Raw genomic sequence first — 20,352 nt, forward strand, 5'->3', positions numbered from 1 at the left:
AGAGTGAACATGCCATCCAGTCGCCCGCCGACGGCCGAAGACTACAAGTGTCGTTTCGAATTCCAGGACGGCTGGGTGGATCTGACGCTTGACGAACGGGACGAGTCCGAAGCCCTCGCCGTCGCCGCTCGGGCCGCCAACGAATTCAATGATCTCGAACTGACGGTCAGTTCCCGCAAGTTGGTCGACGACATGGTCAGCCGTGCGCTGTACTTGAACAACGACGAACCGAATCTGGCCGCGTCCTACTACACGCGTGGAGGCGTCAGGCTGGCGGACATGATGCTCGACTCGTACGGCGATGAAGGGGTGCCCCAGCCGGAGCCCGCAGAGGTGACACCGCTCCTCCTGAGTTGGTCGAACGCCGTGGTCGTCGGGGAACCGGATGTCGCATATATGGATCTGGCCGACTGTGCCGCAGTGCGCGTCCAGGGAGTGGTGAAGACCAAGCGGCGCCTCGGCCTGGGCAGCCAGCTCGGCGAGTTCATCAAGTACGCCATATTTCCGCAGGGCTTCAACACAATCAGCGTGGTCACCTTCAACTGGGACAGTACTGCGAACTCCGACGAGCTCACACAGCTGGCTGACGAACTGGTGGCGACCATGTCACTCGTCTATGTCGACGCCGGAGGAAACGAGATCTCTGGCAGTCAGGCGAATTGATGGGGAACTGATGAAAAAGGCAAGCGAATTCACCTCCCCGCCATCGAACTACAACGTCATCGTTCCCGACGGCTGGTTCCAGCTCGCGCTCGATCCCGACGACCGGGACCGTTCCATCATTGCCCTGGCCGAGCGCCAGTTCCGCGGTGTGGACAACGCTCCACGGGCCAAGGAACAGTTCATGCGGGAACTGCAGCGGAAGGCGAGAGAGTCGTATCAGGCGGGCGGCATGGAGCTCTACCTGTCGACGCTGACCGTCGGGCCGATTCCGCTGGCCTCGTCCCTGTTGATCAGCATGCCACCGCCCGGCACCTGGCCGGAGGACCTGGACGTGGCCGCTCTCGCCGAGCATGTGACTGTGCTGGACGGCCGAAACGGGTCCGGCAGTGAGATCGGCGTCGTGGAATTGGAAGCCGCGGGCGAAGCCGTCCGCCAGAGAACGAGGGAAGAACCAGACCCCGAACGGCAGTTGGGCAACACGCTCCCGACCACGAAGCTCGCCTACTACGTCCCCATTCCCGCCACCACCTCCTGGCTGCTCATGAACTTCTCCACCCCGATCGATCCCTTGGCGGACAAGATGGTGGAGCTGTTCGACGTAGTGGCGGGGACGCTCTACTGGGAATGACGGTGAGCGAGCATGCAGGGGAGCGGATCGCCCATGACTGAGCCACACCGTGACGAGTGTGCTTTTACGTACTCGCTGGACTTTCTGCCCGGCTGGGTGAGCCTGACGGCTTCGGCACTCGCCGAGGGGGACGCCGTCGTCCTGAAGGGCGCCTTCTATGCCGACTCGGGCGTGGAAGCGGCCACTCTGGACGTCAAGGTGTATGGGGAGGAAGGGGTGCGGCCTACGCCCGAAGAGCTTCAGCCTCTTCTCCTGGAATGGAAGGACGCCCAGGTCGTCTCTGAGCCCGAAGTGAGCTACCTGGAGCTTCCCGCCGGCCCGGCGGTCCGCGTGCAAGCGACAGTGAAGACGAAGGGTGTTCTGGGCTTCGGTGGTCGGCTTGTGGAGTTCATACGTTACGCGGTTTGCCCAACCATCAATGATGACGCAGTAGTTGTGACAGGCCGCTGGGGCACTGCTTCTGACTCCGGCGAACTGACCCGGATGGTGGACGAGATGATGCCTTCACTGCAGGTGACTGCTGATGATGCGCATGCTGATGGCCGGTGATGGCCGGTGATGGGCGGAATGACAGACCGATGGCGGAGCCTCGGGGGCCCGGTTGCTGCCGTGGTGGGTGCGCTTGCCCTGGTGTTGGCCTTTGGTTCCGTGACCGTGCTGGCCCTGGGCGGCTGGAAGTGGATGGTGCGGCGTACCGCGCCGGTGGTGCTGGAGTGGCCCGGGGGTGGGTGGACGTTCGGGGCGGTCTGCGGGCTTGTCACCTTGGGAGGGGTGGTGGCCGGGCTGTGGCTGAGTGCGGTCGCCTCGGATCGGACCGGGGGCAGGGGCCGGGTCACCTGGGCCAGTGCGCTGGCGTGCTGGTGGGTGGCCATCGGCGCGGGGCTCTACGTCCTGGCCGCGCTGCCCGGCAAGAACTGCCGCTCGTACAAGCCGGGTTGTACCTACATCCCGGGGAGCGGCAGCGCGTTCCTCATGTATCTGCTCACGGTGGGTGTGGTGGGGTGGATCCTCTACCGGAGGAGTGCGGCGTCATCCGAGCGCGCCGCCGCTGAACGGCGGGCGCGCATGCGGAAGTTGCGGAAGAAGGGGAAGGGGAAGAGCCGGGCGGCGGCTGCGCGCGCAGACCGTGGGTGACGATCGAGGGGGCGAGGGGGCGAGAGGGTAGGGGAGCTCAAGGTTGCAGGGGCAGGGGGATTGGGGTGCGTCAGGTCGGAGCCGTCTTCAGCCAGGCCCCCTGCGCGAACTCGTCGAACACGTCGTCGTGTGCGAAGAGCCAGCCGAGGTCGCCGCTCACCGTGCGCAGGGACGCGTAGACCTGGTGTTCCTCGGACCACCACGCGTAGTTGACCGAGACGCAGAGCTGGTCGCCGTCGCCGAAGTAGCGCAGGCAGCGGAGGCCCTTCGCGCCCGCGCGGGTGAAGGTGAAGGGGGTGACGTCGGGTGGGCGGACGGGGTGCTTCTCGTCGGCCTGGACCAGTGTGCGCAGGCCCGCTTCGCGGTCCTCGCCGTCGGGGGTCACCGAGAGCGCGTACACGGGCTGCGGGACACGGCGCGGGTCGCCGCCGTACAGGAACACCTGGTCCGCGGGGATGCCCGGGTGCGGGTGCGCCTCCTGGAGGAGGCGGAAGCGGGATGTGAGGGCCTTGCGGTCGGGGCGCTTCCACCAGCCCTTGTGGCGGCGGTACATGATCTCGGCGCAGGTCCTCGCCCACTCCTCGATCCGCTGCACGTCCGCGGCCTTCCAATGGAGGGGGAGCGGGAACCACTCCTCGGGGTCGGCCTCCGTCTCGTAGAAGATCATGCGTTGCTGCTCCGATGGCTGGGGGCGGCGGGCGCGTCGTTTGTGCCGTAGCTCCAGCGGAACGTCGTCATCACCGCGTCGAACACGTCGACCAGCACATCGGAGAGCTCCCCGTCCGGGTGGCCGCCGCCGATCGTGCTGAAGGCGACGGTCAGCCAGCGGGGGGTGGGCGCGCCCGGCACCGGGATCACGTATTCGACCCGGCGCGACGCGTACGCGAACTCCGCGTCCTTCGGCGGCGGCACGATCCTGTCGATACGGGTGCCCTGGGCGCCGTCGACCTCCACCGACTCGGACTCGCCGCGACCGGCGGTGACGAGGCGCATGACCTCGTCGGCGGGGGCGTCGATGCCCGGCCCCGCGAGCGCCTCGGAGACGACGAAGGACGCCGGGACGTACGTGCCGTGGATGCGCTCCACCGGCAGGTAGAGCGTCAGGCCGTGGCCCTTGGCCGCCTGGCCCGCGGCCTGCTTGAGGCGCTTGAAGAGCTCCAGGCGGGCCTTGCTCACGTCGTCGCGGGGGAGGTCCTGCGGCAGTTCACGGACCGCGCGGTCGACGATCCGCAGAATGGTGTCGTTGGCCGCCGAGCCGTCCTGGAGCGGGATGCTGTCCCAGCCGGGCGGCGGCACGAGGTTGTAGCCGGTGGGGGATTTTGCGTCCGCCGTGGCTGTTCTCGTAGCCGTTACCTCGGCCGTTACCTCGGCCGCTTCCTCGGCCGTTCCCTCAGCCACGTCCGTCGCCTCGCTTCGCCGCGAGCCAGGAGCCCGCCACGAGCAGCGGGGTGACCAGCGCCGCTACGGCTCCCGGCCAGAAGCCCGTCGCCAGGGCCGCGAGGGCGAGGGTCGCCGAGACGCCGAGCGGGAGCGTCAGCTCGGCGGGGCGTTCGGAGTGGCGCGGGTGCTTCGTGAACAGCCACAGGAGCGTCAGGACCGCGGCCGAGACGATGCCGCGCTGGATCCAGTACGCGATGTCCTTCGCCGGGTCGTCGAGCCGGGCGGCCACGGCCACCAGGACGATCGAGCCGAGGCCCACGATGAGGCAGAGCCGTGCCAGGGCGATGTGTCCGCCGCCGAGGCGGCCGGGCGGGCCGGTGGAGGTCCGGTCGCGGTCGGGTGCGTCTGAAGTCATCGCGTTCTCTATCAGTCTCTACCAGTGGGTGTCTGCGGGCAGTTTCCAGAGTTCGCCCTTGCCGTCTTCGTAAGGCGCGTAGAAGGGTTTGTCGGGAAGCGTAGGGCTTTCGCCGAGCGCCTTGTCGGTGACGTCGGCCGCCGTGCCGGTGGCGGCCGCGCCGACGGCGACCTTGTAGTAGTTCTCCGACTTGCCGATGACCTGCGCCCCGGACTCGGGGAAGGTGCCGGCGTTCCTGCGGATGTTCTCGACCGCCGCGCGCGCGTCGCTGTCGCCGAGGCCCATCCGCTCCAGGCGGTTGAGGCGGACCGGTGCCTCGTCGGAGACGCGGCCCGCGTTGTCGAGAATCTCCCGGCGCATGCGGTTCATCGACTGCCGGGCGAAGGAGCGCAGGCCGTCGTCGCCGGTCGTCGCGATGACGCGGGCCATCTCCTCGCGCGCCGCCTTGTTCGCGCGCACCGCGGACTTGAGGCGGCTCAGGCGCTGAGCCTTCGACGCGCCCTTGAGCACCTTGTCGGCGACCTTCAGCTTCGACAGCATCCGCACGCCCACGCCCATGGTGACGAGGCCGATGCAGTCGACGAGGACCTCGGCGAGGCTCGCCTCACCGGCCGCGAACATCACGAGTCTGGTCAGGGCTACGGCGACGGAGAGCGCGATGACCAGGAGGTTGAGGCCGGGGATGAACAGGGCGAGGATGCCGGCGATCGTCGCCACCCAGCCGAGGACGTCCAGGACGAGTTTGATGGCCTCCACGTTCTCGTGGATCCAGCCCTTGACGTTGTCCCACCAGCTGTCCTCGATGACGTCGTCGAGCTGGTCGCGGATCTTGCCGGCGTGGTGGCGGGCGCGGTCGTCGCGCTCGCCCTTGATCGTCTCGAGCCGGTCGCGGAACTCGCGCAGGGGGTCGGCGTCGGAGTCGCCGCCGGAGGACCCGGACTCCTTGTCCCCGCTGCCCTTGTCCCCCTTCCCCTTCCCCTTGTCACCGTCGCCCGAGCCGTGCTTGGCGTCGTTCTCCTGCTTCTTCTTCTCGGCCTCGACCTCGTCCTGCCGCTGCCTGGCCTCCGTGAGCACCTTGTCGGCGCGGGACTGGAAGTCCTCCAGGTCGTCCGCCCAGTTGGTGAGGTGTCCGTGGACGCGCTCGTAGCGGCCGGCGACCTCGCGCAGGTGCTTCTCCAGCACGCCGGACTCCTCGCGCAGGGAGTTCGCGTACTTGCCCTTCAGTTCGTTGTCGTCGTCGATGCCCCGCAGCAGGCGGGCCTGTTCGCGCAGGGACGAGGCGACGCCCACCATGTGCTTGACCTCGGCGCGAATCTCCTCGGGGTCGCCGGGGACCGGGTCGGACTCGGCGATCGGGTGCCAGTCGCGGGGGCGGTGCTTGGAGGAAGCGGTCACTTCTTCTTGCCCTCCCGCAGCCCCTTGGCGAGGTCGGCGTCGAGTCCTTCGAAACCGTCGATGGTGGATTTGACCAACTTGCCCACCGTGTCGATGCTTTCGAGCATCTTGCCCCGGTAGTCGTCCCAGTTGTCCACGAACTCGTCCATGGCGTCGGTGATTTCGCCGCTTCCCCAGTACGGGTGCATGTCCTCGTTGCGGTTGCCCAGGTTCCTGAACTCCCGCCGGAGGCTCTTGAGCCGTGACTCCGAGTTCACGAGCAGGTCGACGTTGACTTTGAGGTCGGCGTCATTCGCCATGCGTGGTGGCCTCTCGGAACAGGGCGTGCGAGGGCATGCCCGGGCAATGCCCAGGCAATGGAACAGTCAAGTGGATGACCGTAATGGCGGGGGAGCCGATTTGGCCAGGGCGAACCTCACGCGGAGGCTGGACTGATTCCCGTAAGTCAGGAGAAGTCGCCCGGGATTGGTTGGATCCGGGCCGTGATCCCGGGCCGTGATCCCGGGCCGTGATCCCGGGCCGTGATCCCGGGCCGTGATCCCGGGATCACGGCCGGGCGGGTTCGCTACGCGGTTCGTCCCCGCGAGAAGTCCCCCCGCCCGACCCGCGACGCCAAGCTGTCCTCCGGGTCCTTGAGCAGGGAGCCGTAGCCCGTCGCCGCCCAGACGCTCCGGTCCGGGGCGACCTCGAAGTACGGGACCTCATGGGGGCCCGACGACGTCCTGCCGGTGCTGGTGCCGCCGCCCGTGTTCGTGGCCGTGTCGGTGAGGACCTCCGGGGGCTTGTGGGCGTGGACCGACTGGGTGCAGTCGGGGCAGGCCGCGACCTTGAGGTGGGTGCGGTGGCCCAGGGGGCGCCAGCGGACTGTGCGGGTGGCCCGGCCGTGCAGGGGGTTGAAGAAGCAGAGGGGTAGGGGGCGGGGGGTTTTGTGGGGTGTGGGGGACAGGGCGTCGCGGCCTTCCGCCACCAGGGCCAGGACCCCCGCGAGATCCGCGAGGCCGCGCGCTCCGTCCAGGACCGTGCCCGCCGCGTCGTAGGCGTCAAGCGCCTTCTGCAGTCCCGGTGTTGTAGAGGAGTCTGCCGATTGGGCCGCTTCGCCCAGTGCCAGGATCTCCGCCTCCGCGCGGCGCCGCAGCTCCGCCTCGTCCGCCGCGCGGGCCGCCGCGAACACCGCCTGGGGGAAGGCGAAGGGGGATGCGGACGACGCATGTGTCCTGCGGTGGCGCCTGTAGTAGAGGGTGCCTGTGGTGGTGATGGCCGCCAGGGCTGCCAGGGCCAGGAGGAGGGGGAGCCAAGGAGTGCCCTCGCCCTTGTTGCGGTCGGGTGCGGTGGGGCCCTGGGAGAGCGAGGAGCCGGAGGAAGAGCCGGAGGAAGAGCCGGAGGAGGAACCGGCCGTGTGCCCGTTGAGCTTCTCCGTCTCCTTCTCGTAGACCGCCTTGCCGTTGCCCTGCTTGATGATGTCGATGGCCTTCGCCGTACGGTCACCGAGCGGGGCGTCGTCCAACTCGTCCATGAAGTAGACCGCGTTGGCCGCGTCACTCGCCTGGTGTTTGCCGTCGGGCCACTCGAAGCCCTTCAGGTCGTCCCGGCTCGTCTCGCTGCTCGTCACCAGGATCAGGTCCCGCTGGTCGATGCGGTCGCGCAGGACCGAGCCGAGGTTTACCGCTTCGCCGTCGAAGGCGTCGCCCTTGGTGAGGGGGATGAGAACGACCTTGATGGGCAGGCCCGTTCGGTCGATCTGGCGGGCCAGTTGCTTCTGGCGGGCGGGCGGGACGGCCGACGCGTACGCCGGGTCCACGTACACCGGGGAGGTGCGCAGGGCCTTGGCGATCTTCGCGCCGGGGCTCGGCTCGGGTGCCGCCGTGGACGTGGGGGCCGTGAGGAGCGTCAGGGCTGTCAGGGCCGTCAGGGTCATCAGCGCCGTCAGCGCCTTCAGGAGGAGTGCCGTTGCCGTCGAGAAGGGGGAGAGGGGGCGGGTGGCGGGGCGCTTGTGGCGCTTGAAGTCACTGGACACCGGCGTACTCCCTTGCCTGGCGGATGAGTTGGGGGATTCCGGCGCGTGCCGCGGAGATCGGGCCGGGCGCGTCCACGTACGGCGTACGGGACGAACGCGACCTCGGGCCCGGGCCCGGGAGCGTGAGGCGCAGCGTGTGCGCGAGGTCCGGCCACTCCTCGACGGCCGGACGGCACCGCGCGCAGACGGGGATGTGGCTCCGCCTGCGGTCCTCGGGCGTGAACTTGGCGTCGCGCCAGCTCACCGCCGGGCCGTGCAGGGGGTTGAGGGCGCAGGACGGCTTGTCGGTGCCGGTGGCGAGGAGGGCGCGGGCCGAGCGGGCGAGGACGATGGCGGCGGCGAGGTCGGCGGGGGCCGCGTCGTCGTCCACGCGGCCGTCCGGGCCGCCGCCCGCGCGGTCGGCGAGGAGGGTCGCGGCGTCCAGGCAGTCCCAGACGCGGGTTCTGATCCGGTCGCGGAGGGGGGTGGTCGGGGATGAGGGCGAGGGCGAGGGCGAAGGCGAGTCTGCCGTGGCGAACTCGCGTGCCAGTGTGTCGAGTTCGTCGCGTGCGGTGCGGCGCAGGTACTTGGGGGAGGGGTCGGCGGGGGCCTCGAAGGAGGGGCCGCCGTTGCCGCCGGTGCCTGTCGGTGTGCCGAGGGCCGATGTCATACGGCTCCTGCGGCGCAGTGACGGTACGGACAGGCGCACGATGCCCAGCACCGCCGCCGCGACCATGAAGACCAGCACGGCGGCCAGCGCGCCGATCATCAGGCCCGGCCAGAAGTCCCCGGCGAAGAAGACTCCGTGGACGTCCTCCTTCTGGGAGTCGGTCGGGTCGGGGCCGGACGAGCCGAGCGAGGACGTCTCCGGGGCGTCGATGCGCGGGGCCTTGCCGAGGAAGGTCACCAGGTCGTCCAGGCGCTCTCCGATGCGGTGGTCGACCGCTTCGTCGTCCTTGTCGGTGCCGTAGCGGATCTTGTCCGGCACGTCGAAGGCCACGAGATTGGCGTCGACGTGCGCCTCGTACGAGACGGTGTCGATGGTGCCGGAGAGCGGATCGGCGACGATGTACACGCCGTCCTTGCTGGCCTTGCCGTCCTCGCTGGCCTTGCCGGGCTTGCTGTCTTTGCCGTCCTCGCTGCCCTTGCCGAGATTGTCGAGCTTGTCGCGCACCGCCTGGGTGAAGGCATCCGCGTCGCCGGCGGACTCGTCCTCCGTCAACTGCGGTACGAGCGCGACGTGGAGAGGCAGACGCTGCTTCAACTTGGCGATGCGGGTGTGGAGTTGCGCGAGCTGATCGGCGTCCAGGACGCGGGGGCTCTCGGGGTCGCTGTAGACCGGGTCGCGCTTCAGGCCGTCCGCCACGCGGTCGATGCGGGCGGAGAGGTCGGCGGCGGTGGGCGTGGGCGAGGCGTCCGTGGCCGGGGGCTTCTGGTCGAAGAGGAGCAGGGCGGTGACGGCGACCGCGACGACGGAGAGGAGCGCGGCGCTGACTTCGACGCGGCCCGCTCGGGACCTCGACCAGGCGATGGCCTTCGAACCGGTGGTCATGCGGCGGTTGTTGGATGCGGTGCCGGATGCGGTGCCGGATGCCGAGCCGGACGCCGTCCCGGCTGTCGTGCCGGATGTCGACGCGGGGCCCATCCCCCTGTTCCGCCGCACCCACCTCCGTACGTACGGGCTGAGCAGCAGGATCAGCAGCGGGACGCCGACGAGCGCGATGCCCGTCACGAAGGACTGGTTGTCGCGGTCGGTCGCGCCGATGTACTGGGACTCGGGCTCGTCGCCGTTGTCGCCGCCGTGCTTCTCGCGGGCCTCCTCGGCGCGGGCGGCCGCCTTGGTGCTGCCCTGCGCGATGACGTCCGCGAAGCGTTCGAAGACGGTCAATGTGTCGGCGTCGTAAGGGAGTTCGTAGATGGTGACCGTCATGGCGTCGTCGGCCGGGGCGCGCACCCCGAAGGCGGCGGCGTCGGCCACGCCGTCCCCGTCGGCCAGGACGTACAGGCCGTCCCGCCCGAGCCGGTCGTGCACGGCCCCGAGTAGCCGCCCGCCGTCGCTCGTCACCTGGTCGGGCAGGACGAGGACGTACGTCGGCACGCCCGTCCGCTTCGCCAGCTTCGCGAAATCGGGGGCGGTGGAGCGGGGGAGCTTGCGGGGGAGCTGGTCCGTGACGTAGACGGGGTTCTTGCGGAGGTGGGCGGCGAGGGTGGCGGCTTGGGAGGTGCCGGTGCCAGTGCCGGTGCTGTCGCTCTCGCTGTCGTCGGCGGCTGACGACGGGATGGCGGTTGCGAAGAGGAGCGCCACGAGGGCGCCGAGGACGGTGAGGAGGGGTATCCCGCGCCGGGTGACGGGAGAGGTGGGAGGGCTGTAGTGGCTTGCCCGTATGTGCCTCATCTGTCTCCCCCTGCTGCCCGTCGGCTGACCCGCCGCACTTTACTGGCCGGTTCGCTCCGGCGAAACGGGGGTCAGGCCGTCGCCGACGTGCCCGACTACCCCCACCCCCGCTGCTCCTTCACCCGGCCCCGAGCCTCCCGTACCGCCCAGAACCAGTGCCGGAGTCCCGTCCCCAGTGCCCAGCCGCCCACGGCGGTGAACATCACTCCCAGGCCCGCGAGCACCAGCGCCACCGGGTAGCCGGAGGAGGCCGCCGTGGCGACTGCCACCAGGCCGAACATGAGGGGCGCTGAGGGCAGCGTCAGCCACGCGATGACCGCGCCGGAGACATGGACGAGGTGACCGCGGCGCGCGTGGTACACGGCGGCCTTGTCCCGCCAAGGCCGTCCGCCCGCAGCAGGTCCCAGGGGGAGGCGAGTTCGTCCGGGATCGCCCCCGGCGGCAGCGAACGGGCCGCCGGGTCGCGGTCCAGCGCCGTCCACTCCGCGAGCAGCCGCCGGGTCAGGCGCCCGCGGCGCAGTACGCGTGCAAATCCGGCGAGGGCCAGTCCCGCGACGGCGAGTGCCAGAGCGGCGGCCGTGGTGCCCACGCCCCACTCGACGGCGTCGGGGGAGTCGGGAACACCGAGGTCTGCGAGGTCGCCCAGCCAGGTCACGGCCCCTGTCAGGATCAGCCAACTCGCCCCGACGACCAGGATGGTGAGCGCTGCCCAGCCGAGATCGCGCAGCCGCAGGGCGCCCCGGGTCAGCTCCGCGACGGCCGCGGCGCGGGTGGTGAGGAGGGAGGCCCGGTCGGGCCAGGCGAGGGGGTGGGGGGCGGGTGGGAGAGGGCGGGCACGGGGGCGGAGATTCATCGCTGGTACGGGTTCGGGTAAGCAGTCGGGTTCGGGTTCGGGTTCGCGTTCGGGTTCGTGGGTCGGGTGCGGCGGCCTACGGCGAACGCGCAGGTCACCACGGCCACGAGCGCCGCACCGGAGATCCCCGCCGCGACATACGTGCCCACCGTGCTGGGTGCCGACCGCTCCGGTCCCACCTCGCCCTTGGGGTCTTCGAGCACGGTGAGCCGGTCGCCGCGGGCGAGGCCGCCGCAGTTGTCCAGGTCGGGTGCGATCCGGCTGCCGCCGGAGACCCGGCTCAGCCGGCATGCGGGGTCCTGCCTGGGCTGCGTCACGAGCTCCGTCACGGTCACCGGGGTCCAGCGGCCACGGGCGGCGAGCACGTCGGCGGAGTGGCCGTTCCAGCAGAAGAGCGTGAGAGCGACCGCGGCGACGGCGTACCCGAGGGTGAAGTACCAGGTCCCGCCGAAGTAGTTGACCTCGGTGAGGAGGACGAGCAGTCCGCCGGCCACGACGACCAGCATCGCGTACGCCACCCAGCTGTCCCCGCGTACGAGAAGCAGGAGCAGACGGAGCGCGAAGGGCAGTGCGCAGGCGGCCAGACCGAGGAGGAGCCCGAGGCGGGTGAGGGCGGCGCGGGACAGGCGGTGCTGGATGCCGTTGAGGCGGTGGCTGAGGGTGTGGACGGCGAAGGGTTCGCCGGGGCCGGGCGTGCCGGGGCCGGGTGTGCCGTCACCGATGTTCATGGGCCCTCCTCTATGGTTCACGCGGCGCTGTCCGTCCCGCTGCTCTCGTCCGCGTCATCGACTTCGGCGAACGTGGAGTTGCCGCCGATGAGGGCGACCGCGCCCGCGAGGGGCAGGACTTGATCAGGGTCGAGGCAGTTGCCGACGACGAGGAGCCCGTGGGTGGAGCCGGGCGTGCACGAGAGGGAGATGGCGAGCCCGATGCGTCCGGCTCCGCCCCCCTCTCGGTCATCGCCCCCCTCTCGGTCATCGGCCCCCTCTCGGTCATCGCCCCCCTCTCGGTCATCGACCCCCTCCTGGGCGGGGGGAAAGAGGAGGAGCGCGCCCTCGTCGGACATGACCGGCCGGGAAATGACCCCGAGCCCGATGCCCATGGCTGTCGGGTACGTCTCTACGTACACCTCACGGTCGGCCAACTCCTCACCGAACAGACGGGAGATGACCGTTCCCAGGTCGATGTCGGGCTGAGCCACCGGCAGATCGACGACAGCGGCCATGATCTGCCAGACCGCGGGCCCGAGTTCGGTCTCGGGGAGCGACACGAGACCGTACGCGATGGCGCCCTGCTCCCGGAGCGTGCTGCGCCAGACCATGAGGGCCTCGGTGAGGTCGGCCCGCAGACCGGGCTCGCGGTGCGGGTAGCTCTTGTCGATGAGGTCGGCACAGCGGGCGTGCGCGAGGGTCTCGTTGTCACCGGCGACGAGATCGAACCAGTCCTCGGGAGCGTAGAGGTTGACCGTGCCGCCCGTGCCGCCCGTGCCGCCCGTGCCGCCCGTGCCGCCTGTGTCGCTCGTGCCGGGGGCGTGAGAGGACCCCTCGAAAGAGAGAGAGGAGAGGGAGGCAGGGGAGGAGAGGGAAGCCGAGGAAGCAGGGGAGGCGGAGGAGGCAGGGGAGGACATCTCTGATCAGTTGCCGCTCTGTCGGGGGATGAGGAAGGGACCGGTGGGGGTCGGGAACTTCCCCAGGTTGGGCATCTTGGGCATGGACCATGGCGACTGCCCCTGGGAGATCTGCCCCAGAGCCGCCGCGCCACCACCCGGTACGAGTCCCATGAAGTTGCCGCCGATGGTGTTGGTGAACCGGGCGGCCTGGAAGCCGAACTCCGTCGTCTGCAGGCCCCCCTTGCCCATCCCGGCGCAGAACCGGAAGTATCCCGGCACGCTGGGCAGCCCGGACTTGCTGCCGACCTTCATCGTGGCGCCGGCGATCTTCGCGTAGCTGCCCGTGGCGCCTGCCGCCTTCATCAGCTTCAGCCCGGCGCCGAAGGCGGCACCGCCGAAGGCGAGGGTGACGGCGTCGATGATGACGGTCGGGTCGGTGAGGGCCTTCATGAAGCTGCCGGTCGTTCCGACGGCGGACAGGTAGTGACTGGCCAGCGCCACGCCGCCCAGGATCAGCGCGGGGAGTGCGAGGAACTGGAGTCCGGGGATGAGCGACAGCAGACCCAGCACGGTGCTGGCGAACCCGGCGATGTCGCCGAGCACTTTGAGGAGCGGCGCGAGCTCCTTCAAGACGGACTTGATCTCGTCGAGAATGGCATCGCTGATCTCTCCGATGGTGTCGGCGAGTTCGCTGATCGCGTCGCCGATCCGGTCCCAAATGCCGGGCTCGTTGGGCGCGATGTCCATGGCGTGCTTGAGCCGGTCAGCGACGGACTCGCCCTTTTCCGTGTACTTGTTCCGCAGCCGCTCGGCCTGTCCGCGAAGCTCCTCCAGCTCCCCGTTGGCGGAGTGCAGGGCCTTCTCCTTGCCGCTCCGGTCGGCCTCCAGCTTCTCGCGCTTGGCCTTGTCCTCGTGGGACTCGTCCTTCGGCGGCGGGCCGCCGGGTCCGCCGGGGAAGCCGGTGCCGGGCTTGGGCGGCATCCCGTCGAGGTCCTTCTGGGCGGCGCCCGCCCGGTCCTTCGCCTCCTGGGCCAGCTGTTCGAGTTTGTCGGCCTCGCGCTGCCGCCCTTCCATGTACGACGTCCAGTCCTCCAACGCCTGCGCGGCCTGGCCGAAGGAGTCCCGCGCGTCCTCGACCTTGGGCCGGAAGTCGTCGTGGAACTGCTCCCGGAACGCCTCGGCTGCCTTGCCGCGCCAGTCACCGCGCCCGGTTCCGTTCAGTACGTGAGCGATGTCGCGCAGAGAGTTCGCGGTGCGGCGCACGATGGCCGCAACGTGTTCGGCGGTGCGCTGGTCGCCCGGGCAGGGGCAGAACCCGATCGCGGGAAAGCGGGCGTCGGCGGCGGGGTCGGGCCGCAGCCACGGGGCGTCGGAGTCCCAGCCGCTCACTTTCCGTGCCCCTTCGCCGGTGCGGGCTTCTTGCGCAGCTCGTGGTCGATCTGGTCGTCCAGGTCCTCGAAGCTCTTCTTGATCTTCCCGAGCGCCTTGGAGGCGGACTTCGAGAACTTCGCCAACTGCTTGATCCCGTACGACCATTCGTCCCCGAAGTCGTCCATGCGCTTGGCGAGCTTGAACACGCCCATCGACTTGCCGTCGACGTCGTCCATCTCGCGGCAGGGCTTCCGCATGACGTCGGAGATGTTGGCGATGTCGTGCTGGGTCTTCTCCAGCATGTCGTAGTCGATGTAGAGGTCACTCATGGGATTAGTTGAACCTGGGGCGATGGGGGGAGGGGGAAGATCAGTTCGGGTTTGATGAGTTGCTGATGGGGTGTTGATGCCGTGCTGATGGGGGCTTATGCGGACGGAGCTGGAACGGATTGTGCGGCGGCTGGCGGTTGCGTGTGTGGGGGCGGGCTGCACGGTGGTGGAGGTCGTGGACCTCGTGCCGACTGACTGCCGTCAACTCGACTCGGCTCGCTCGGAGTTGAGGGATCTCTCGCACGGAGGGGCGGACCTCGAGTGAAGGGGTGGGAGACCTTCCGCTCGCCACGCACCTTCCGCCTGTGGCGCTACGGAGTGGGCCACTCGCAACTGCTGTTCCGGGCGGTCCCCGACGCCGAGCACGAGACCTGCCTCGACCTGCACTTCGAGGGAGTCACCGCGATGCAGGTCGGCACGCGGTACGTGGCCCCCGAGCTCCGCCACGGCACGGCACGGGAGCGGGCGGCTCTACTGGAACTGGCTGCTGGCGCACAGCCTGATGGGGGTTTCCGTGACGTGGCCTTTGCCCTTCAGGGAGGGGGCGGGGCAGAGGGAGAGGCGGGGGCTCCGGGGCTGGTGCTCTGTCGGAGGGCGCGGGTTTTGCGGGGTGGGGCTGATGCGTTGGGGGCGCCGGGGGGTGGAGAGGGGGCTGAGGTGCTGTGGAGCGGTGACTTCCGCAGGCTCGCCACCGGCGCTGACCGGCCGAACCCCGTGAATTGGCACGCGGCTGAAGAGCTGGGCATCGAGGAGGAGCTTGGCTACGACGAGGAGCTGGGCCACGGCGAGGACGAGGTGCTCAGGTCGTAGCATCGGCGTGCCGTCGCGATACCGAGCGGGCGGTCGCCCTCAGGGGAAAAGAGCCGCCAATGATCCGCTTCTCGTTCGACGTGGACCCGTCCGAGCTCGAACCTCCCTCGCCGGGTTTCGCGTTGGGCGACATGGAAGTGATGGGCGGCGAGGGGCGGGCGACGTCGCGGGGACACATCCCGGACCAGTCGATGATGATCTCCGTCGCGCTGAGCGACCTCCTCGACGGCCTGAGGGCCCTCGCCGTGGGCGGGAGTGGGTCCTTCCACTTCGTGGGGACGGACTCGTCGTTCCAGCTGAACTTCACGCTCGGCAAGGACGACCGGATCACGACGAAGGATGGTGCTCGCATCATCGACGCATCCTCGGCCACCGGGGTGCTCGAAGCGGCGTACAGGTCGGCGAGGACGTTCTTCGAACGCTGCCGAGCGCACCTACCGGAGTCGGACCCGGGGCGCAGGGACCTGGAGATGTCTCTGGGGGAGGCTCGGAAGGCGCTGGGGCGCTGAGGAATTGGGAGGGGAGGGGGAGAGGGCTGAGGAGCTGCTGAGCCGCCGATGCCGTGGTGGGGTTCACACCCTCGGGTGTGTACCGCACAGCGGGCTTCGTTAGCCTGCCGTACGTCCCTGCAAGCCCTGCAAGCCCTGCAAGCTCTACAAGCCCTACAGGTCTTCTCAGAGAACAACAGTGGAGCGGCTTCTATGGCACCGTGGACCCCCGCCCCGGGCGAAACCCTCCTCGCCCGTGACTCCATCGCCTTCGCCAGTGGAACGGCAGACACCGTCGACGGCATGCGCTGGTTCCGAGATACGGAACGCAGGGACATCCAAGGCGAGTTGGTGCTGTCCGGCTGGCCGAAGGGGCCCGTCTATACCCCTAACCCGGCGCCCCCTTCCAAGCGCAGGGCACCCAAGTCCCTCCGCAAGGCCGGCCTCTTCGGGCTCGGGGCCCTCGCCGCCGTCGTCCTCGTCGTGCTCGCGGCCATACTCGACGGGGCCAGTCCCAGCGGGGGCTCCGGCGGTGGCAGCAGAGGGCCGGGCCGCCCCAGGAAGCCCGAGGACGAGGTCGATGACTTCCCCGTCATGTGGGCCGCGCCGGGGAGCATGGCCCGCACCCTGCCCTGGCAGCTCGACCCGGCCCGCCGGCCCGACGGCGACTACCGCACCCACCTGGTCGTCACCGACCGGCGCATCGTCGTCCTCGGCTTTCCCGGCGACGACCCCGACCAGGACGAAGTCCTCTGGGAGATCGGGCGGGAGCACATCGCGAGCGTGGAGAGGATGCCGTACAGCAAGGTGTGGGGGGACGTGAAGATCTGCTTCGCGGACGGCTCCTGGTGCCGACTGGCTCCGCCCGAGGAGCGCTTCGCATGGCGAGTGCCGATCCATCTTGTGCAGCCGACGGGCTTGGTCGCCGTCGAGTCACTGCCGCGGCGTCATCGGGCCTACATCGCCAAGCACGTCGTGACCGAGGCAGACCGTGATCCCACGGTGGACCCCATCGTCACGCGCCGCCCCAACGGCAAGTTCCTCGTCGAAACCACTCGCGCCAAGCCCGTGCATCCCAAACACGGGGTCGAGACGGAGATGACGCTGCTGACCAAGCGCGGACTGCGCATGGCGCCCATGGAGTCGAGCCTCTGGTGAGCCGAGGGCGGCGAGTCAGCCTGCCGCGACGTCCTCCTCTTATGCGTCTCCTTCCGCGTCCTCTTCCGTGTCCACCCCTGAGGGCTCGGTGAAGCTGACCGTCTGGAGGATCGACGCCATCATGTCGCAGAACTCGCCCCAGTAATCCGTGGAAGCGGTGTAGAGCGTGAAGACCGCTGTGAACGGACCTGTGGGGAAGGGGACATGGACCTGTATCTGTCCGGTGAGGAGCTCCACCGCCTCGCCGCTCTCGGTCACTTCCGGATTGAGCTTGAATTCCTTGAGGGTGACGCACGACACCGCAGGACCGCAGGGCAGATCGAGCCAGCGGGCGTCGTTGTACGGATCACGCGAGAGGATCGCGAGAATTCCCTGGGCGACGACGTCGGTGTCGGCCCGCGCCTGGTCCGTCGGGACGGCGGCCACGGTGAAGGCGCACTGGGCCACGCCGTCGGACCCGGCGGCCCGGAAGACGTCGTCCTCTCCCGTGTTCTCCTCGGTGCCCTCGGTCTCCTCCGCCGTGGAGAACAGCCCCATCGCCGCGTACGAGACGCCCGTGTCCGCCATGAGTTCCGCGATCGCCGAGTAGTAGGGGGCGGCGGGTTCCCAGATGCTGTCGTCGCCGCGCGAGTACAGCTCTCGTACGAAGGAATGGGCGCGTTCGGTGCGTTCTTCGGGAGTGGCGGCCAGGGGAAGCGCGAAGAAGCCTTCAGGGGAGAGGAACCAGATCGGTGGAGGCTCTTCGTCCGTGGAGGCGGGGGGCAGGGCATTCACGGAATCGGCAAGGGATGTCACGAGGGGGCCGTCCTGGGCGGGGTCAGAGGTTGTTCTCGGAGAGGTCTTCCGGGTGGTACTCCGTCAGTTCCAACTTCTTTCCGTCGGTATCCATGACCATGTCCCAGTCCCTGGCGCCGAAGTACGCGTTGACTTTGCTCGGCAGCACTACTTCGACGCGGTAGCAGCCGCAGGAGTTCTGGGTGATCAGGGGAGGACCGGCGTCCGGCTCGTAATCCGTGACGAAGGCTTCCACGGTGGCCTGTTGGGACGGTGTGAGCGCGTCGAGTGGGACGAAGTCGAGCTGCTTGGCCAGGTATCGGAGAATCCTCCGCCGAGCATATGAAGTCGATCGCATCCTGCACCACGAGCCGTCGGTGAAGACGATCTGCAGGTCAAATCCGTCTTTGAAGTTCCGGGATTCGGCTCTGTCGATGGTGGATCGGGGGGTCTCCCAGAGGACCTCGTCCTCGATGCGGTCCTCGTCCTTCTTATAGAGAGGGAGCCCGACAACGACCAGCCGTCGGTCCGTGATGCTCATATGCGTTTGGTAGTGCTTCTCGTTCGACCGGCCGGGATCCAACTGCCATGGCAAGGTTCGGGCGATGGTGCCCTCGGCCGCCCACATCACGGGGAAGTCTTCGACCTCGTCTGCGGGGCTGTCAGGCGTATCGGAGCCAGAGTCTTCTCCTGAGCCGCCGCTGAGGTTGCCTCCGGCTGCGCTGAGGACCGCCATGACCGCCGCGCCGAGAGCCATGACCCCGCCTCTGCCGACGGTGCGCGCAACCGAGCCGCTGGTCGAGCGAGCTGTGTACTCCGGCCCTTCGGGCCATCCCTCCAACTCGCCCTGGATGTCATTGCGCTCGGTGTCGCGGAACCAGCGCATCCCTCTGACACGCGGCGCCTCGCCCGTCGCGAAAGTGATCGGTTCACGGGTGTAGAGAATTTCCCCCGGTTCGGGCAGCCAGATGCTCATATCAGTACGCTTCTTCCTGCGTGGCGACTCCGGGACCGATGTCGTGCGTTCTCCACTCTGTCACTGCGCCATGGAGACTCAGCCCGCGGTGGCGGACTTCTCGAACCGGTCGCCGGGGAAGAGAGCTTCTCCCACGTGCTGGTGGATGCTCGTGATCTTGGGGAAGATCTTCGCTCCGGCGTCGATGGCGATACCGGCGCCCATGGGATTGATGTTCACCTTGGGGATCATGTTCAGCCCCTTGGAACCCAGCCACTGCCCTTCGTGGTACCCCGCATAGGCCAATCCGCCCATGCGTGATTTCAATCCGCTGGTGGCATGCGAGACTTCCCAGACGTCCCCGGACTTGCCGCCGATCTTCACCAGCCCGGCCTTGCCGAAACCACCAGTGAGACCCTGAGAGCTCTTTCCGAAGCTCATGAGGATCTTCCCCTCACCGATCCTGGTGGCCTTGAACCCCTTGCCGAGATTGGTCACGGTGGTTGCCGCCTTTGCCTTACCGGCAACCTTGATCCCCTTGCTGAACATGCCGATCCCCGGCATCAGCCCCACCGCATCCATCCCGATCTGCATCCAGCTCACATCAGCCCCGGCGGCCTTCGCCAGCCCATGCGCCGCCAGCGCGAGTCCACTCGTGATCAAGGCGGCCGTGCCGAAGATCGCCGCAAGAGGCGGGAACGGAAGGGTGATGATGGCCAGCAGACCGAGCACCGCCGTCAGGTCGCTCAGCAGATCACCGATCAGCTTGATGAGATCGGCATGGTCCTTGATCCACTTGCCGGCGGCGTCCCACGCGTCTGCCACCCCCTTGGTGAGCTTGTCCCAGAAGCCGGGCTCGTCCGGGGCGATGTCGTCCGCCTTGTCGAGCTCCTTGCTGATCTGGCCGGCGGCCTTGTTGTAGCGGTCCTCGAGGTCGTGGACCTCGTTGGTGACCTGGTCGACGGCCGAGGACTCCTCGCCGAAGCCCTTGTCCTTCTCCGCTTCCTTGCCGCCCTTGGCCTTGGCTTCCTCGGACTTGGACTTGGCCTTGTCCCGCTCTTCGAGCTTCTCCCCGGCCTTCTTCTCCAGGAGGTCCGCCTCGCGTTGGAACTCGTGGAGCTCGCCGGCCCACTTGTGCAGCGCGCGCGAAGCCTTGTCGAAGGAGTCGTGGCTCTTGCGGATGAGCGGGGTGACGTCCTCCCCGATGTACTCGGTGAAGGCGAGCGCGGTCTTGCCCTTCCAGGCTCCGCACTCGATGCGCTCCAAGTTCTTCAGCGCGTCGCCGAGTTCACCGGCCAGACCGCCGAGCTTCTTCGCGAGATCCCGGGTGTCTTCCACGTCCCCCGGGGTGGGGTCCCAGCCGATGTGCGGAAAGGCCGGACGCTTGCCCGCCACGTCACTTGCCCTTCTTCTTCGTCGACTTGAGCGACTCGGCCAGGTCCTGGTCGAGCTTGCTGAACTCGGTGTCGATCTTGTCGATCATCTTGACGGCGCCGTGCGTGTGCTTGCCGAGCTGCTTGACTCCGTAGCTCCACTCGTCGGAGAAGTCGTGCACGTCCTCGACGAGACTCTTCGCGCCGACGACCGACCCGTCCGTGTTCTTGAGCGTGCGTCGCACGGCGTCCATCCGGTCACTGACCGTGGAGAACGTCTTCTTCAGTTCCGCGAAGATCGTGTCGTCGAGCCGTAGGTCACTCATGTCGTGGTCCGGTTCCCCTGAGCGAGCAAGTGGATGCTGGTGCTGGCGGCGGGCATCGCCAACTGGGGTCTGTGCAGGGGTAGTTCACGGTGGTGTCGACTACGGCCCCGTTGTGACCTTCCGTGCGAAGAGCGTATCGCCGAGGTGGAAAAACATATTAGGGGGGTCAAGATTGCGCTAGGGGTGACTGAGGGGACCGGGGTGGGTGATATGAGGCGAAGGTGTGCAGGGGGTGAAGATCGCGGGTTGGCGACAGAGCGGTTGAAGTCCTATTGGTTCCCTCTTGGGATTCCATTTACTTGC

Annotated in this window: 24 protein-coding genes; 7 read left to right on the forward strand and 17 right to left on the reverse strand. The window is 68.5% G+C overall.

All coding sequences use genetic code 11. The features are described from left to right. The first annotated feature begins 3 nt into the window (after nt 1–3). The 4 genes from ACQB60_RS26255 (at nt 4) to ACQB60_RS26270 (ending at nt 2,425) form a co-directional block, all read left to right on the forward strand. Nucleotides 4–663 (forward strand): hypothetical protein, encoded by a 660-nt coding sequence (locus ACQB60_RS26255; protein ID WP_496928588.1) that lies wholly within the window; start codon nt 4–6, stop codon nt 661–663. Nucleotides 664–673: 10 nt separating this feature from the next. After that, a complete protein-coding gene (locus ACQB60_RS26260; RefSeq protein ID WP_496928589.1) occupies nt 674–1,291 on the forward strand; it encodes a hypothetical protein in 618 nt (205 codons plus the stop codon). A 33-nt stretch (nt 1,292–1,324) separates the two neighbouring features. Beyond that, the gene (locus ACQB60_RS26265) at nt 1,325–1,840 is read left to right on the forward strand and encodes a hypothetical protein (RefSeq protein ID WP_496928590.1); all 516 of its coding nucleotides are present in this window, start codon (nt 1,325–1,327) and stop codon (nt 1,838–1,840) included. A 99-nt stretch (nt 1,841–1,939) separates the two neighbouring features. Beyond that, nucleotides 1,940–2,425: a hypothetical protein gene (locus tag ACQB60_RS26270; protein ID WP_496928591.1), complete on the forward strand. Its 486-nt coding sequence runs from the start codon at nt 1,940–1,942 to the stop codon at nt 2,423–2,425. 70 nt (nt 2,426–2,495) lie between these two features. Here the strand turns inward: ACQB60_RS26270 and ACQB60_RS26275 are convergent, their stop codons facing one another. From ACQB60_RS26275 to ACQB60_RS26335, 13 genes are all read right to left on the reverse strand, one after another. Then, on the reverse strand, nt 2,496–3,092 hold the full coding sequence (locus ACQB60_RS26275) for a hypothetical protein (protein ID WP_496928592.1): 597 nt from the start codon (nt 3,090–3,092) through the stop codon (nt 2,496–2,498). Next, nucleotides 3,089–3,823 (reverse strand): hypothetical protein, encoded by a 735-nt coding sequence (locus tag ACQB60_RS26280; RefSeq protein ID WP_496928593.1) that lies wholly within the window; start codon nt 3,821–3,823, stop codon nt 3,089–3,091. Before ACQB60_RS26280 ends, ACQB60_RS26275 begins: the two co-directional genes overlap by 4 nt. Then, nucleotides 3,816–4,220, reverse strand: a complete 405-nt coding sequence (locus tag ACQB60_RS26285) for a hypothetical protein (RefSeq protein WP_496928594.1) — start codon at nt 4,218–4,220, stop codon at nt 3,816–3,818. Before ACQB60_RS26285 ends, ACQB60_RS26280 begins: the two co-directional genes overlap by 8 nt. Nucleotides 4,221–4,238: 18 nt before the next feature. Continuing rightward, a complete protein-coding gene (locus ACQB60_RS26290) occupies nt 4,239–5,615 on the reverse strand; it encodes a putative T7SS-secreted protein (protein ID WP_496928595.1) in 1,377 nt (458 codons plus the stop codon). Next, nucleotides 5,612–5,914: a DUF6317 family protein gene (locus ACQB60_RS26295; RefSeq protein WP_496928596.1), complete on the reverse strand. Its 303-nt coding sequence runs from the start codon at nt 5,912–5,914 to the stop codon at nt 5,612–5,614. The genes ACQB60_RS26290 and ACQB60_RS26295 overlap by 4 nt, the downstream gene beginning before the upstream one ends. A 266-nt stretch (nt 5,915–6,180) precedes the next feature. After that, the gene (locus ACQB60_RS26300) at nt 6,181–7,629 is read right to left on the reverse strand and encodes a hypothetical protein (protein ID WP_496928597.1); all 1,449 of its coding nucleotides are present in this window, start codon (nt 7,627–7,629) and stop codon (nt 6,181–6,183) included. Continuing rightward, nucleotides 7,619–10,003, reverse strand: a complete 2,385-nt coding sequence (locus tag ACQB60_RS26305; protein ID WP_496928598.1) for a hypothetical protein — start codon at nt 10,001–10,003, stop codon at nt 7,619–7,621. The genes ACQB60_RS26300 and ACQB60_RS26305 overlap by 11 nt, the downstream gene beginning before the upstream one ends. 95 nt (nt 10,004–10,098) lie before the next feature. Then, nucleotides 10,099–10,272, reverse strand: coding sequence for a hypothetical protein (locus ACQB60_RS26310; RefSeq protein ID WP_496928599.1), 174 nt, complete (start codon nt 10,270–10,272; stop codon nt 10,099–10,101). Between the two features lie 32 nt (nt 10,273–10,304). Then, nucleotides 10,305–10,856, reverse strand: a complete 552-nt coding sequence (locus ACQB60_RS26315; protein WP_496928600.1) for a hypothetical protein — start codon at nt 10,854–10,856, stop codon at nt 10,305–10,307. After that, nucleotides 10,853–11,584 carry a hypothetical protein gene (locus tag ACQB60_RS26320; protein ID WP_496928601.1) on the reverse strand — a complete coding sequence of 244 codons (732 nt, stop codon included), beginning with the start codon at nt 11,582–11,584 and terminating at the stop codon, nt 10,853–10,855. The genes ACQB60_RS26315 and ACQB60_RS26320 overlap by 4 nt, the downstream gene beginning before the upstream one ends. 17 nt (nt 11,585–11,601) lie before the next feature. Next, nucleotides 11,602–12,483 (reverse strand): hypothetical protein, encoded by an 882-nt coding sequence (locus tag ACQB60_RS26325; RefSeq protein WP_496928602.1) that lies wholly within the window; start codon nt 12,481–12,483, stop codon nt 11,602–11,604. Between the two features lie 6 nt (nt 12,484–12,489). Further along, complete coding sequence (locus ACQB60_RS26330; protein WP_496928603.1) at nt 12,490–13,854, reverse strand: putative T7SS-secreted protein; 1,365 nt, start codon at nt 13,852–13,854, stop codon at nt 12,490–12,492. Continuing rightward, a complete protein-coding gene (locus tag ACQB60_RS26335; protein WP_496928604.1) occupies nt 13,851–14,165 on the reverse strand; it encodes a hypothetical protein in 315 nt (104 codons plus the stop codon). Before ACQB60_RS26335 ends, ACQB60_RS26330 begins: the two co-directional genes overlap by 4 nt. Nucleotides 14,166–14,426: 261 nt before the next feature. Between ACQB60_RS26335 and ACQB60_RS26340 the strand changes: the two genes are divergently transcribed. From ACQB60_RS26340 to ACQB60_RS26350, 3 genes are all read left to right on the forward strand, one after another. Then, nucleotides 14,427–14,975 (forward strand): hypothetical protein, encoded by a 549-nt coding sequence (locus ACQB60_RS26340; RefSeq protein WP_496928605.1) that lies wholly within the window; start codon nt 14,427–14,429, stop codon nt 14,973–14,975. A gap of 59 nt (nt 14,976–15,034) precedes the next feature. Beyond that, a complete protein-coding gene (locus ACQB60_RS26345) occupies nt 15,035–15,484 on the forward strand; it encodes a hypothetical protein (RefSeq protein ID WP_496928606.1) in 450 nt (149 codons plus the stop codon). 192 nt (nt 15,485–15,676) lie between these two features. Beyond that, a complete protein-coding gene (locus ACQB60_RS26350) occupies nt 15,677–16,621 on the forward strand; it encodes a hypothetical protein (protein WP_496928607.1) in 945 nt (314 codons plus the stop codon). A 39-nt stretch (nt 16,622–16,660) separates the two neighbouring features. On the opposite strand, the gene ACQB60_RS26355 is transcribed toward ACQB60_RS26350, so the two are convergent. The 4 genes from ACQB60_RS26355 to ACQB60_RS26370 form a co-directional block, all read right to left on the reverse strand. Next, complete coding sequence (locus ACQB60_RS26355) at nt 16,661–17,416, reverse strand: hypothetical protein (protein WP_496928608.1); 756 nt, start codon at nt 17,414–17,416, stop codon at nt 16,661–16,663. 22 nt (nt 17,417–17,438) lie between these two features. Continuing rightward, nucleotides 17,439–18,371, reverse strand: coding sequence for a hypothetical protein (locus ACQB60_RS26360; RefSeq protein WP_496928609.1), 933 nt, complete (start codon nt 18,369–18,371; stop codon nt 17,439–17,441). A gap of 78 nt (nt 18,372–18,449) precedes the next feature. Next, entirely contained in the window at nt 18,450–19,745 is a 1,296-nt protein-coding gene (locus ACQB60_RS26365; protein WP_496928610.1) for a putative T7SS-secreted protein, read from the reverse strand. A gap of 1 nt (nt 19,746) precedes the next feature. After that, a complete protein-coding gene (locus ACQB60_RS26370; protein WP_384829626.1) occupies nt 19,747–20,049 on the reverse strand; it encodes a hypothetical protein in 303 nt (100 codons plus the stop codon). Between the last annotated feature and the right edge of the window lie 303 nt (nt 20,050–20,352).

Origin of the sequence: Streptomyces odontotermitis, from assembly GCF_050510915.1 — a bacterium.
Taxonomy (GTDB): Bacteria; Actinomycetota; Actinomycetes; order Streptomycetales; family Streptomycetaceae; genus Streptomyces.

Bases quoted from the DNA above. Each gene is read 5' to 3' on its own strand.
- ACQB60_RS26265 (WP_496928590.1), top strand. From the start codon at position 1,325: ATGACTGAGCCACACCGTGACGAGTGTGCTTTTACGTACTCGCTGGAC.
- ACQB60_RS26370 (WP_384829626.1), bottom strand. From the start codon at position 20,049: ATGAGTGACCTACGGCTCGACGACACGATCTTCGCGGAACTGAAGAAG.
- ACQB60_RS26335 (WP_496928604.1), bottom strand. From the start codon at position 14,165: ATGAGTGACCTCTACATCGACTACGACATGCTGGAGAAGACCCAGCAC.
- ACQB60_RS26345 (WP_496928606.1), top strand. From the start codon at position 15,035: ATGATCCGCTTCTCGTTCGACGTGGACCCGTCCGAGCTCGAACCTCCC.
- ACQB60_RS26260 (WP_496928589.1), top strand. From the start codon at position 674: ATGAAAAAGGCAAGCGAATTCACCTCCCCGCCATCGAACTACAACGTC.
- ACQB60_RS26350 (WP_496928607.1), top strand. From the start codon at position 15,677: ATGGCACCGTGGACCCCCGCCCCGGGCGAAACCCTCCTCGCCCGTGAC.
- ACQB60_RS26325 (WP_496928602.1), bottom strand. From the start codon at position 12,483: ATGTCCTCCCCTGCCTCCTCCGCCTCCCCTGCTTCCTCGGCTTCCCTC.
- ACQB60_RS26315 (WP_496928600.1), bottom strand. From the start codon at position 10,856: ATGAATCTCCGCCCCCGTGCCCGCCCTCTCCCACCCGCCCCCCACCCC.
- ACQB60_RS26320 (WP_496928601.1), bottom strand. From the start codon at position 11,584: ATGAACATCGGTGACGGCACACCCGGCCCCGGCACGCCCGGCCCCGGC.
- ACQB60_RS26305 (WP_496928598.1), bottom strand. From the start codon at position 10,003: ATGAGGCACATACGGGCAAGCCACTACAGCCCTCCCACCTCTCCCGTC.
- ACQB60_RS26360 (WP_496928609.1), bottom strand. From the start codon at position 18,371: ATGAGCATCTGGCTGCCCGAACCGGGGGAAATTCTCTACACCCGTGAA.
- ACQB60_RS26295 (WP_496928596.1), bottom strand. From the start codon at position 5,914: ATGGCGAATGACGCCGACCTCAAAGTCAACGTCGACCTGCTCGTGAAC.
- ACQB60_RS26275 (WP_496928592.1), bottom strand. From the start codon at position 3,092: ATGATCTTCTACGAGACGGAGGCCGACCCCGAGGAGTGGTTCCCGCTC.
- ACQB60_RS26285 (WP_496928594.1), bottom strand. From the start codon at position 4,220: ATGACTTCAGACGCACCCGACCGCGACCGGACCTCCACCGGCCCGCCC.